At 50.8% G+C, this 13,667-nt stretch carries 10 protein-coding genes and 1 pseudogene; 3 read left to right on the top strand and 8 right to left on the bottom strand.

Features of this window, described 5'->3' with window-relative positions:
* The first annotated feature begins 724 nt into the window (after positions 1-724).
* From BMZ79_RS35695 to BMZ79_RS25860, 3 genes and pseudogenes are all read left to right on the top strand, one after another.
* A complete protein-coding gene (locus BMZ79_RS35695; RefSeq protein WP_143089095.1) occupies positions 725-823 on the top strand; it encodes a LysR family transcriptional regulator in 99 nt (32 codons plus the stop codon).
* Positions 824-1,155: 332 nt separating this feature from the next.
* Positions 1,156-1,419: pseudogene (locus BMZ79_RS25865) on the top strand (nitroreductase family protein); the annotation flags it as partial.
* Positions 1,420-1,439: 20 nt separating this feature from the next.
* Positions 1,440-2,357 (top strand): NADP-dependent oxidoreductase, encoded by a 918-nt coding sequence (locus tag BMZ79_RS25860; protein WP_090645887.1) that lies wholly within the window; start codon positions 1,440-1,442, stop codon positions 2,355-2,357.
* Positions 2,358-2,700: 343 nt separating this feature from the next.
* Here the strand turns inward: BMZ79_RS25860 and BMZ79_RS25855 are convergent, their stop codons facing one another.
* The 8 genes from BMZ79_RS25855 to BMZ79_RS25820 all read right to left on the bottom strand — a co-directional run bounded on the left by BMZ79_RS25855 (position 2,701) and on the right by BMZ79_RS25820 (position 13,590).
* Complete coding sequence (locus tag BMZ79_RS25855; RefSeq protein WP_090645885.1) at positions 2,701-4,545, bottom strand: glycoside hydrolase family 127 protein; 1,845 nt, start codon at positions 4,543-4,545, stop codon at positions 2,701-2,703.
* A gap of 21 nt (positions 4,546-4,566) precedes the next feature.
* The gene (locus tag BMZ79_RS25850; protein WP_177222344.1) at positions 4,567-6,567 is read right to left on the bottom strand and encodes a right-handed parallel beta-helix repeat-containing protein; all 2,001 of its coding nucleotides are present in this window, start codon (positions 6,565-6,567) and stop codon (positions 4,567-4,569) included.
* 99 nt (positions 6,568-6,666) lie between these two features.
* Positions 6,667-8,292 (bottom strand): type 2 periplasmic-binding domain-containing protein, encoded by a 1,626-nt coding sequence (locus BMZ79_RS25845; RefSeq protein WP_218154795.1) that lies wholly within the window; start codon positions 8,290-8,292, stop codon positions 6,667-6,669.
* Between the two features lie 111 nt (positions 8,293-8,403).
* Complete coding sequence (locus BMZ79_RS25840) at positions 8,404-9,282, bottom strand: carbohydrate ABC transporter permease (protein ID WP_090645877.1); 879 nt, start codon at positions 9,280-9,282, stop codon at positions 8,404-8,406.
* Positions 9,283-9,297: 15 nt separating this feature from the next.
* Positions 9,298-10,266 carry an ABC transporter permease gene (locus tag BMZ79_RS25835; protein ID WP_090645874.1) on the bottom strand — a complete coding sequence of 323 codons (969 nt, stop codon included), beginning with the start codon at positions 10,264-10,266 and terminating at the stop codon, positions 9,298-9,300.
* Between the two features lie 14 nt (positions 10,267-10,280).
* Entirely contained in the window at positions 10,281-11,333 is a 1,053-nt protein-coding gene (locus tag BMZ79_RS25830; protein ID WP_090645872.1) for a LacI family DNA-binding transcriptional regulator, read from the bottom strand.
* A 204-nt stretch (positions 11,334-11,537) separates the two neighbouring features.
* On the bottom strand, positions 11,538-12,620 hold the full coding sequence (locus BMZ79_RS25825; RefSeq protein WP_090645869.1) for a Gfo/Idh/MocA family protein: 1,083 nt from the start codon (positions 12,618-12,620) through the stop codon (positions 11,538-11,540).
* A 46-nt stretch (positions 12,621-12,666) separates the two neighbouring features.
* Positions 12,667-13,590, bottom strand: a complete 924-nt coding sequence (locus BMZ79_RS25820; protein ID WP_218154794.1) for a glycoside hydrolase family 172 protein — start codon at positions 13,588-13,590, stop codon at positions 12,667-12,669.
* Positions 13,591-13,667: the final 77 nt, after the last annotated feature.

Here is a 13,667-nt window from a genome sequence, read left to right as displayed (position 1 = left end):
TGTCATGATCGAACTATCGTGTCCCGTTAGCTTAGTAAGTAACTTCATCAGAAGTTATTTAACGAATCGGTCACCCATGTGTTTTATCATCGTGACCCGTTGGTCTAACCTAATAAGTGTCAATAGGCACTATAAAACGAGTACTTGTTATGATTTCTTGTACCGTTTCTGAGGGCTGTTTTAGAGTAGTATCATAACTAAATTTATTGGTAAATGGTGAGCTATCCATCTTGTTCAATAAAAATAAAGAACGTTCTAAAGAATCAACATCCCCTCGAATGTCGGGGATGAGCGTGATTTTTGGATACCTCCCTTTTCTCTACTTATACGACATCCTCAGAACAAAGGTGAAGAAACCGAAGTGAAACGGATACTTTGCACGGCATTGATGATCTGTCTGTTATTGACGGCTTGCGTTAAGCAACTAATTCTGGACAGAATCAACCTGTTTATTGTCGCTTCGTTCGACGAAATATCGAAGGACCAACTTGAAATCACGTTGGCGGTTCCTCCGTTTCAAGCGGGAAGGCCCGAGGTGGTATCCGATGAATTGTATACATAATCAGGTCATACGAGTACCAAAATTCGCGAGTCCTTGGGCACGCAGATGGACAAGCCTTTGCAACCCGGGAAACTGATGGCGAATGATGAATTACAAACTTTTTTTGATGGAACATAATGATGTGCTCGTTATTCGGGGGCGAACAAGGATGGAGTTTAGACAATATGTTTTAGGGCCGTTTGTGAGCATCTGCACTTTACGCTAGCAGCGGAGCAACTAGGAATTTCCCAACTGACGTTAATCATCAGATTAAGTTGTTAGAAGACCATCACCTTGTCGTCGTATTGACACACAGGGCGCCCGTGTCCGTGCGCAATGGATATCTCGCGTCTCGTCGTCTTCTATATAGAGAAGACGACGAACCAAATAAGGGAGCCTCCTGGATTTAACTGTTCCATAAATATTTTTCATTTTTTTGTAAAGCATACAAGTTGAAGGCGTGATTGAATTGAAGATCAAAATAAATCCGATGTTCCTTCTGCCGGCATTTTTAGTGCAATGAACGTAAGTGGGATTTGTGCTGCTGCAACAAGAGATGAGATGGAAAAGAATTTGGCGTTACGGATTGGGGATTTATTCCTAAGAAGGTTTGCGAACGTTTTCTTACTGATTGGGGTATCAAACAGACGTAGATTCCGCTTGCAAACATGATGACGGCTGCGGCACTGATTGGTATTGATTCATGTCCGATCGAAGGTTTTGATATGGAGACAATGAATCGGATATTGGAGGAGGAAGAGCTGCTTGAAGACGGACACTTTATCATTTCAGTCATGCTCGCCTTCGGTTATCGCATAAAAGAGCCGGGACCGAGAATACGCAGACCGTTCGAAGATGTTGTGAAATGGGTCAAATAAATTAAAGGTGAGGTGTTCGAATGAAAGCGATAGTGGTAAGAAATGAGAACGCGGGAACGGCCGGAATGACACTGGAGGAGAGACCAGAACCGCAGGCGGCGACAAACGATGTACTCGTTCAGGTTCATGCCTCAGGATTCACCCCCGGCGAGTTAATATGGCATGCAACCTGGACCGACCGACTTGGCCGCGACCGTACTCCGTCGATCCCTGGCCACGAGGTGGCAGGAATAGTAACCGCACTCGGCCCTGGCACGAGGGGGCTATCGGTGGGACAACGGGTATTCGGGCTCGCGGACTGGACTCGCGACGGCACCCTCGCGGAATATGTGGCTGTCGAGGCACGCAACCTCGCACCGCTTCCAGGCGATATTGACTTCACGGTAGGTGCGAGCCTGCCGATCTCGGGTCTGACCGCTTGGCAGGGACTGTTCGTACACGGCTGCTTCCAGGCGGGACAGAGTGTCCTCGTGCATGGCTCGGCCGGTGGAGTCGGTTCAATGGTGACGCAGCTCGCCCGTGAGGCAGGAGCCTATGTCATTGGTACCGGACGCGCAGCAGACCGTCAGCCGGCGCTCGACTTCGGAGCGCATGAGTTTGTTAACCTCGACAACGATTCACTGGAGGACGTCGGTGGCGTCGATCTGGTTTTCGACGTGATCGGTGGTGACATCGGGAAGAGGTCTGCTAGTCTAGTTCGCGCAGGCGGAATGCTGGTGACCATCGCAGGCCCGCCCGAGGTACAGCCGGCCGAAGGCTTGGCGATTCATTTTGTCGTCGAGCCAGATCGGACACAATTGGTTGAGATCGTCCAGCGGGTCCGGGATAGTCGGCTACGAACAAACATCGGCCAAATCGCCAGCCTCGACGATGCCGTTGCCGCTTTCAACCCAACCGAGCGGATCAAGGGAAAGACGATAATCCGTGTTCGATCGTAATGACCCAGGGACAGTGAACCAGGCTTCGTATTATCTTCATCACGGAGGCCGATCATGAATGAATTTACAATCGTGATGTATGTCCTAAAGTAGAATTAAAGACCACCGGAAATCTGGTGGTCTTTGCATTATGGGCATTTCCATCTTGGATGACGCCGAATTTCGCCCAAGTTGGAAAGGAGGAGGGGACACGGGTGGGTTCAATCCGGTATGTGCAAGCCGCAAGAACGGTGCTGATCCGCACTGATGATGGTCCATTATTGATGCAGATCCGCATGGCATATTACAAGCGGGATTGTTTGCGATTTAAGCGGTCTTGCCAGCTTTTCCAACTATGAATCAATTAGAACCGATACAGCCTTGCAGCATCCGCTTGCTCCGGCAGCCATACCTCCATTTTGCCAGGCGTCCGGTTGTCCCAAGCGTAGTACGGCACTGCTTTGAACTGCGCGCCACCGCTCGGGTCCGCGGCATAGATAGCAACAACGCCTTCGAGCAATTCCGCCTCATAACGCGTCCGGAATCTCGTCGATGAATCGACCTTCAGCGCATCATACAGAAGGTTATCGATCTCCTCGACACAGTACACGAGCGGACCGCGCTGCAATGCAACCTTACCCGCATTAACCTGTACGAGCGGATGTGCGTATACGCGTTCCACCTGCATCGTCAGCTCCAGTGTAATTTCGTCGCCAGGCTGCCATGCTTGATGAAAACGAACATAGCCCCGCACCGTCTCGACGTCACTCACTTCTTGACCGCCGACAGCAAGGCGGAACGATTTGCACCAATCCGGAATACGGAGCGATATCCCGAACACTGCCTTCGGCTCGCACATCTCAACGCGCAGCGTAATGCGGCCATTCCACGGATACTCCGTCTCTTGCCGCAGCACGACTTTGCCCCCGTCAAGGTTCAAGCTTCCCGTTCCCGCGACATACTGATTCACGACCACATGGTTGCCGCGCACGGCATAAACATAGTTGCCGATTGACGGAATGAAACGCGCGATCTGCGTCGGACAGCACGAGCAGTCATACCACGGAACCCGGTGATGCGTACCGTCTGACTCTAGCGGATTGACGTAGAAGAACTTGTCGCCGGACAGCGAAACGCCCGAGATCGAGCCGTTATACATCGCACGCTCCACGATATCCGCATACTTCGAATCGCCATGCAGCAGATTCATCCGGTGATTCCACAGCACCATCCCGACGGAGGCGCAAGTCTCGCAATATGCGCTATCATTTGGTAGATCATAGTCTTCCGTGAAGCCTTCATTATGGCGCGAAGGGCCGATGCCCCCTGTGATGTACATATTCCGGTCCACCACATTGTGCCAAATCCGATCCAGCGCATCGATATAGCCTTGATCGCCGCTCAGCATGGCAACGTCCGTCATTCCTGCGTACATGTACATTGCACGGACGGCATGCCCGGTGACGCGTTCGATATCCCGGACCGGTACGTCATCCTGCGAATACGCGGCGCCCCAGTCCGAGCGATCCCAGCTATAGCCCACGCCATGACCATGACCGCGCTCCTCGAGCAGCCAGTATGCCAGCTTCCAGTAACGCTCTTCGCCTGTTTCCACATAGAGCTTCACCAGCGCGAGCTCGATCTCCTGATGTCCCGGCACCCAATGGCGCTTGCCCGGTCCGAACAAGGAATCGATATGATCCGCAAGCTTGGTCGCGACATCGAGGAACAATCTTTTGCCCGTCGCCTGCTTGTAGGCAATCGCCGCCTCAACCATATGGCCAGCGCAATATTCCTCGTGCTTGTTCATATCCTTCCATTTGTTCTCCGGCTCCGCAAGCGTGAAGAACGTCTGCAGATAGCCATCCTCCTGCTGAGCAGCGGCGATGAGATCAATGATTCGGTCCGCCTGTGCCTCCATCTCTTCATCGCGCTCGATCATGAGCGAGTACGCAATGCCTTCGAGCACCTTATACACATCGGAATCGTTATAGAAAATCCCCTCGAAGCCGCCTTCCATCAAGCCGCCCGCTTTGGCAAAGTTCGAAATCCGGCCAGTTGCTTCACATTGCGCCAAGCAAGCAGCTAGGGTCGACTTCTGCGTCGCCCGAATCCGATTGTTCCAGAAACGGTCCTCGATCGATACGCTCGTGAACGGCACCCCCGTCAAGGTGTGGTGCGAGAGAGCTGCATTGTTCGATAGTGTCATGCCGTCTACGTCTCCTTCGGTTCAGTTAGTAAATGCAATCTCATTCAGCCATGCGCTGAAAAATCCGCCATGGGAGGCGTAGGAAATCGACATTTGTTTTAAGTTCTCCAGTTTCGGGGCTCCCACCGTGCTTGCATGCCATGCATCGGAAGTCGGGTCAAGTTCACGGATAGCAAGAGGAAGCTCGCAATAGCTCCAGCCATATCTTGCTTCTGAAGCGATTTTACCCCAGTTGTAGAAAGGATAATTGATGACATATTGCAAATAGTTGCTTTCATCTTGAATCAGCTTGACGATTATGGAACCATGTCCAAAGCCGTCTCTGACCTCATGCAGGTATTTCAGCCAAATTCCGAGGCTGCTTGCCTCATTTAGCTTCTCTCCCGCTTGAATCGGAAGATCAACTTGCGTCAGCGTAGCAGCCGATGTCACAAGTAGGGACGATTCGTTCAACAGACGATGCACTTCGTCTACCTGCAGCGAAGCAAATTGCCCACCCGCGATGCCTGACAACCTAGCCGATTCCAAATGCAGCTTCTCTATAACCGAATCCGAACTTGGAACGACATAAACATCGATCCAGTCCAGTGCCGACAATACACCGTCCGTTACCGTTAGCCCTACCCTGTAGAAGCCAGGCTTAGCATAGGAGTGGGTTACCTCTTTTGTCTCCAATACAGTGCCGTCCCCCATTTCCCAGCGGAAGGAAAGCGCCTCGCCATTCATGCTTTCGCTGCCAGCAGCATCGATGAAAACCGCTTGCCCCGCTTCGGGCCGAGATGTCAACAGACGCGCATTAGCTTTTGGCGGCTGAGCATCCGTTACGGACTCGCTTTTATTGTAAATGACATTTGAAACATTCACGTCCTCATGAATGTCGCCAAGTCGATTGTTCTCAATAAGGTTACCTGATATCGAGATCCAGTTCGCGTACTTTATATAGATGCCGTACGTATCGTTATCCGTAATGACGTTCTGTTCGATAATCCAATGATAGGACTCGTAGCCGTCCTTGAATCCGATGGCTAGACCAGCGCTTTTGTTATGGTGAATATGATTGTTCCGCATCACGAAATGGCTGCTTGATCCGTTCACGACGGCAACGCCGGCATTGCCGAACGGCTCCGGGGCGTTTGCGATACGAGTGCCGTTATAAGCCGCTTCGTTCCCGATTAGCACGGCATGGCAGGAGCCGCCGAGCCAGAAACCGTAGCTGGAGTAGTTCCCTTTATTATTGACGAATGTATTGTCGGGGTCCCACACTTCCCAAGCGTTGTTATGGGCATAAGAAGCGTCGTTCCCTTCAAAATAGTTCCTGCGACTGACCCATCCGTTCAACGATCGAATAAATACGCCATCCCCGCCGTAGGTGAAATCATTGAACATAAACCGATTGTTATCGGAACCATTCTCGATAAGAACGGAAGATGAATCGCGCGCATGTACTTCTCCCGGGGCAATCCGAATGCCATAATTCATAACATTGTTGTTAATCTCATTATTCGATGCACCCCACAGCTTCAAACAAACATTGGTGCAATGCGACATCTCGTTGCCGGTAACGATGTTATTGTTGCTGTATTTGAGGTTGAGACCGTTCCAAACGTTATTGCCCTTGTTATTGCAAATTTGGCTATGCGATACGTTCTCCAGATAGAGAGCGCCGAACGGCTCGCCGTCACCCCAGCCGAAGTCCGGATCTGTGTAGTTGTCTGACAGATCATTGTCCTCAATGATCCAGTTCTTGCCGTTCATTATTTTCATTCCGATTTGAAAACCGCTAAGGGCTAGCGACTTCACCGTTACGCCGCTGTGACCGCTCGCGAACAAGCCGTTACCTGCATAGCTGTAGATGCTGCCGACCTTGCCGCGGCCGCGAATAATAGCTCCGTTTCCGTCGATTGTAATCCCGCTGCCAGCCACAAGAATGCCGCGACCGTCTTTGAATATGTATTCACCTGGCTCAAAGGTGACATCTTCCGTAATAATCATTCCTGAATAAGGCTTCACCGTCAGGCTCATCATTACAACTCCTTGATTATCAATTCATTCGATAAGAATAAGCAGTTATGAAAGGGGCGTCTCAATGTCCCAGTAGACGATGGAGACGCCCTGCTGGCCTTATTTCGTTGCTGCGAATCTGTCGTACGCGGATTGCTGCACCTTTTGAATGTTCTCAATGCCCATTCCGTTCAGCGTCTTCACGTAGCCATCCCACTCGGAATCGATGTTTTTCGCGCCGGTAATAAAGCCGTCTCTCATCGAATCCTTGAATGTTGCAATGTCCGTTGATGCGCCTGACATTACTTCGCTCTCATCAGGCGTCATGAAGAGCGTCGGCTCGAATGCCATTGAAGTGTCGACATCTGCCCATGTTTCGCGTGTTTTCAAGCCATTCGCATCCAGAAGCGCTTTGGCGGAATCGGCATCAGTTACCGTAATCCACCATGGATTCACGTATTTAGTCATCTCTACGCCAGGGACGTTGTCTGTTGCTTTCATGATTTTGTCCGTATACACTTTTTTGCCGTTCTTCACTTCGAACGTATCGCCCTCGATACCCCAGTTGAACAGCGTTTTACCTTCGTCGGAGAAACCATAATCCAAGTAAGCGACGATGCCGGCCGGATCTTTCGCTGTGCTCGTAATCGCCAAGCCATATGGCTGGGCAACACGTTTCGCAGTTGAGTTCAGGGATACAGACTTACCGTTGTACTGCATATAAGGAATGCCGACGAATTGGAACGGATTGCCTGCATCCGCCGCCATTTTTGCTGCTGTGCCTTCCGCATCCGTATTGTCGATAAGACCTGCCGCCTGACCGTCAGCAATATGCTTGTTATAAATGTCTTGTTCTCCTGTCAGGTAATCTTTGTCGAGCAAGCCTTCTTTGTACAATTTGTTAAACCATTTCAATGCTTCCTTATAACGGTCGGATGTTGGACCGTATACGACTTTGCCATTGTCGATGAACCAGTCGTCCGCAACACCGAAACCGTAGAAGAGCTTATAAATTTGCGAAGCATAACCAGTCAAGCCTACGAACGGCTTCGCTCCGCTCACTTTCTTGTCTTTCATCGCTTTTAAGGTGTTGTACAGTTCATCGTTTGTTTTCGGAACGCCAGATCCGGCTTTATTCAGCCAATCCTCGCGAAGAACCAGACCTTCACCGAAGCCAAGGAATTTATCTTGCGTAATCCATGGCATATAGTACATATGACCTTGCGGATCGACCAACTGCTTCTTAAGGGAAGCATCGGATTCCATAAGCGCCATCAAATTAGGCGCATGCTCTTTGACGAGTGGATAAATATCGATGATACGTCCCGCATCGGAATACTGCTTCATTCTTTCCGGATTCCAGCGGTACCAGATCGCATCCGTCATTTCGCCGGACGTCATCATCAGGTTGAACGACTCTACTGCGTCGCCTGTCGGATGCACGTATTTCACTTTCACGCCGGAACGTTTCTCAAGCTCTTGGTAAGCCAGAACTTCATCGTAGCTTTTTCCGCCCCAGGATTCGACCGAGCCGAGCCATGTCCAGAGGCTGAAATCCTTCAACTTGGATTCCGATGCGTCATCTCTGGACTTATTGTCCGTAGACGCCGTATCTGCGGGTTGATTAGCGCTTGTATCAGAAGATGCATTAGAGGTTGATGTATTCGCATCAGATGTATTGGAATTGGAGTTGCCATTGCCTCCGCATGCGGAGAGGACCACGATTAGAATCATGGATAATGCCATGCTAATTACTTTGAAAGCTCTCTTCATAATAGAGACTTCCCCCTAGTAAGAATTTACCCTGACGGGCTAGCACTACATCAATTCCGGTTCCATCACTGAATTCATGGAAGGCTATTCCTTTAAGGAGCCGAGCAAAACCCCCTTGACGAAGTACTTTTGTATAAACGGATACACGAGCAGAATCGGTACTGTACTTACGATGATCGTTGCGTACTTCAAATTTTTTGCCACTTGATGCGCGACGTTTGAAGTATCTCCGCCCATATCGGAGATGCGGCCCTGTATCAAAATCTCTCTTAATATAAGCTGCAGCGGGAAGAGCTCCCTGTTCTGCAAATAGATCGATGCCGAAAACCAGGAATTCCAGTGCCCAACCGCATAAAACAAGATCATAACCGCGATGATCGGCATCGAGATCGGCAGAATGATGCGGAACAAGATTTGAAAATCATGCGCGCCATCGATTCGTGCCGATTCTTCCAAGCTCTCTGGTAGGCCTTGAAAATACGTGCGCATCATGATCATGTTGAATGCGCTCATCGCTCCAGGCAACATAAGCGCCCAGATGGTGTTGTACAGATGCAGCTTTTGTACGATGATAAAGGTCGGAATGAGTCCACCGCTGAAAAACATCGTTATTACAATGATGATCATGAAAGCCTTGCGTCCCATTAACCATTTCCGGGACAAGGCGTATGCTGCAAGAATCGTCATAACCATGTTGATAGACGTTCCTAGCACAACGTAGAAGACGGTATTTCTAAAGCCTTTCAATATGTAGTTATTTGCAATGACGTCTTGATACGCTTCTAACGTAAAGCCGCGTGGAAAAAACATAAGCGAGCCGTGCTTGGCAATCTCGCCGATCGAGCTTAGCGAAACGACAAATACGTAATAGAGTGGATAAAAGGTCGAAAGCATGAGGAGCGTCAATATAACATAGTTGATATAATCAAACAGGCGATCGCCAAACGATGGTTTGTACACCATGACTTGCTGCCCCTCCTACCATAAGCTGCTCTCGGAAATTTTTCGGCTTATTCGGTTTGCTATAATGAGCAGCAAGAAGTTGACAACCGTGTTAAACAAACCGACTGCTGAAGCGAAGCTGAACGATGAATCTTGAATCCCTTTGCGGTATACATAAGTGGAGATAACATCCGACGTTTCATAAGTAAGCGGCTGATAGAGCAGCAATATCTTCTCAAAGCCAGAGCTGAGCAAGTTACCGATTGTCAGGGTCAACAAAATTACTATCGTCGGTTGAATCGCCGGCAATGTAATGTGCCATATCTTCCTGTATCTCCCTGCCCCGTCCATTTCGGAAGCCTCATAAAGATCAGGATTGACGGCGGTCAATGCTGCGAAATAAATGATGGAGCTCCATCCTATGCTTTGCCAAATATCGCTCGTCACGTAGATCGTTCGGAAAAATTCCGGAAGCTGCAGAAAAGCGATCGATTCCTTCCCAAGCAGATCGCGTACTTGATTGATTAAGCCATCGGAGGAAACAAAGTCTTTGATCATGCCGACAATAACGACCATCGAAATAAAATGCGGTATGTAGGTAACGGTCTGTACTGTACGCTTAAACAGTGAGCTTCGCACTTCATTCAGGAGCAGAGCGAGCAGGATCGGCGCCGGAAACCCGAATAGGAGAAGCCAAAAATTAAGCAGAAGTGTGTTCTTGATCAATCTCCAAAAATAATAGCCGTTGAAGAAGTCGATGAAGTGTTTAAAGCCGACCCATTTACTTTCAAAGAATCCAAGTCCCGGGGCGTAGTTCTGGAATGAAATGACGATTCCAACCATTGGGAGATATTGAAAAATCAAATAATAAAGCATCACGGGAAGCAGCATGAGATATACGTATTTCCCGCGGTTTAGCTCCCGCTTTACTCTTTGCAGCTTGCTTCGGCTTGCATTTGGAACTGCGCTCGGAACTGTATCCAGCTCGCTAACTGCCCCTTGCATGGTCACACCTCACTCTATTTGTTAAAATCCTGCGTGGGCTCTGGAGCGATAGTCGGCTTTGCCATGTATTGCGACGTTGTGTCTCGTTCGATAACCTGTCCCCGTACCAGCAGCCGCTCGGATTTCCCATCTGGCAGCTGCCCAGTCGCGATCATCTCGCACAACGCGTGTCCTGCCATCATGCCGACTTCGAACATCGGCAGCGAAATGGTCGTCAACCGCGGCCTTGCGTACTTCGCAATGGTCCGATCGTCGTAGCCCATAACCGATACGTCCTCCGGCACGCGGAGCCCGCATTCGCGAGCGGCGTCAGTAACCCCGATCGCCATCATGTCGTTGGCCGCGAAGACAGCTGTCGGCGGATCTTCCGAGCGGAACAATTCGAGTGCCAGGCGGTAGCCGCTGTCCTCGAACCAGTCGCCGTGCTTGACATAGTCCGTGCGGTACTCTATATCATGCTTGCCAAGCGCTTCTGTATATCCCGTCAGACGGCGGATGCTGGAGTACCAGTCCTCAGGTCCGTTGATGAAGGCGATCTTGCGATGATTCAGCTTAATGAGGTACTCCGTCGCATCGTACCCGCCTGCAAAGTCATCCGTGCATACGATGCTGATCGGTTCCTCCGCACTGCAGTAACGATTAATGAGCACGAATGGCAGCTTCGTCATCGGCACATCTGCCAGCGCATCAAGCGTCGAGTCTGCCAAGATAACGCCGTCCATCTGCATGTCTGCAAAGTAATCGATGGCTTCCTGCTCGTTATCCGAGTCGTGATGCACATTGCGTACGAGCATCGTGAAGCCATGCTCGCGAAGCGCTTGCTCGACCCCTTTGGCAATCATTCCGCTCAACTCGTCGGATACATCGTCCGTAATGAGACCGATCATGGACGAGGACTTCTGCCGGAAATTGCGTGCGAGCAAATTCGGGCGATAGCCCATTTCTTCAGCGATGCGATGAATGCGCTCGCGGGATGCGCGACTAATCTTCGGATTATCTGCAAGTGCCCGCGAGACGGTAGCCGCCGACATTCCGGCCGCTTTGGCGATATCATAGATGCTAACCACCGGTTCTCTCCTCCAATTATGCTAGACCTGCGATCTCTGTCTTAAATTCGTGCAATCGATTGCAAAAATTCATGAATAGTAATGTAACCGTTTTCAAATTAAGTATTACCGTCATTGTAATCGATTGCACAACTAGTTGCAACGATTATTTGCAATCGATTGCAAATAATCGTTGCAACTTGATTTTGGACAAACCTTCGCGCATTACAGCTCTTGCACACGAACCGGACGGCCCTCGCGGATCGACTGGCGGATCGCCTCAAGTGTCGCGATTGTTCGGAAGCCATCTTCCGCATCCGGCTGCGCAGGCACGCCTTGATGCAAGCATCTCGCAAAATGCTCCGTATAGTTCACGAATTCACCCGCATGATGATTGACGCCTTCGAATTGGAAGTAGTGATAGATATCTTCGAAGTAATGCTCGATCCGCTCTTTCTCGCCCTCGTATTTGATCTGCGCCTCGAGCTGCGGATATTTGCCGATGAACGTCCCTTTCGAGCCGTACAGCGCCACTTCGATCCATGGGCGTGTCTGGTGAAGATGCTCCAGACCGTACAAGCCGAGCACGCGCCCCACTTTGCCGCTCTTAAATTTCAGGTTGATGACGAACGTATCGTTGCCGTGGAATCCATTCTCTTTCGCGATTTCGGATTGGCTCGCGTATGCAGTAACTTCCTCTACATCGCCCATATACCAGCGAATAAGATCGACCGGATGCGAGCAGCAAGCGAACAGCAGATCGAAGCCGCCTTCGCGTGCCCACGAACGTTCGTTGTAGAACCAGCGCATATCATGCACATATTGCGTCTCTGCGAAGCTGAGCGCGCCAAGCTTGCCCGCCTCATACGCCTGGCGCTGATGCTGCATCGGACCGAAGAAGCGCGAGCTCTGTCCGACCATTAGCTGTCGCTCCGGAGTCGCACGCACATATTCGACGACCTCTCTCGCTTCGTCGAGCGTATTCACGAGCGGCTTCGTGCACAGCACATGCTTGCCCGCCTCGAATGCATGCCGAATATGCGTAAAATGAAGCTGATCCGGCGTATAAATCGCCACGATATCAATATCTTCATGTGCCAGCATTGCCTCTAACGAGCTATAGTGGTGCGGAACGCCGAACTGCTGCGCAACGGAGTGCGCCAGCTGCTCATTCGCGTCGCATACGGCTACGACGGTAAGATCGGGATGGCCCGCAAGCCCTTTTACAAGTCCTTTTCCTTCGCCTAGTCCGACAATACCGATGCCGAAACTGCGTCCGATCTTCGTAAAACGTCCATGCCCTTCCATCGCGTGAACCCCTCCTGTATATGTTATGGTCTAGGCAGCCGCTGCTCTATTGGCAGCATCTTCGGGAACGGCTCATGCGGCTCCGTCTGGTACCAATACGCTTCGCATGTCCATGCTCAATCGTGACGCGGACCGACTCTCTGAAGTGAATCGGGTCCTCGATGTGGAAGCGGTACATCGAATTTTTGCCGCGCCAAGGATTCGCTTCGTCACCCGAGTTCATATGGATGCCGAAGTATGGCGTGCTGAACTCCGTACGCGGACAGAATGCGGTGTTAAAATAATCCTCCGTCCCCGTGCCGTACAACGTCGGCAGCGGATCGCCATCGATGAAGATCATGTCATCACCCACGCCGTACCAATTGTTCTTCTCCTGCGCGAAGCAGTCGATGTTCAGGTTGCACCCAACATAATGGCCGCGGCCTCTTGCCTCCAGGATGACATAATTGCCCTCGCCGTCCAGATTCGGCACCTTCCACAGCTCCTGCGTCAGCTTGATATGACCCTCGTGAGTCGAACCGAGCGGTGCATCGAGCGGCAGCTCTGCGCCCCACGAATCGGTTGCATTTTCCCGTCTCCACTGCGCGTGGAATCGACCAAGACCTGGCTCCAACTGGTCATACGCTTCATAGTCGATATAGTAATAGAAATTCACTTGGCTCTTGCATTCGTTCACGATTCCCACCCTCGCCGAATCTCCGTAAGGCATCGCGAAGAAGCAGTTGAACCCGCGGCCCTCATCCGGCGCCATCACAAAAGGCAACGACCAGAAATTACGAGTCACGCCGTGACCAATGCCGAAGAAGTCGCCGATAGGCGCTTCGACGCTCGGCTCGGACTCGCCGTCCCAGTACATGAGAATGATCAGCTTGCGCAATACATGCTGCTCATCGGATGGCGTAATGCCTTCTTCAGCAGAGAACAGCGTGCACCAGATGTGACGGATGGAGCCTGCGCCTTTCACATCCATAATGACGGAGGTTTCTCCCGCGGGAATGATTGTTCAGTCGTAGTTACCGCCAGTTCGGTCATAGCTCGATACGCGGC

The sequence above is a fragment of the Paenibacillus sp. UNC496MF genome, assembly GCF_900113915.1.
Classification (GTDB): domain Bacteria; phylum Bacillota; class Bacilli; order Paenibacillales; family Paenibacillaceae; genus Paenibacillus_Z; species Paenibacillus_Z artemisiicola.
Note: the sequence above shows the minus strand (reverse complement) of the source record. Positions and strands in the feature narration are given on the sequence as shown.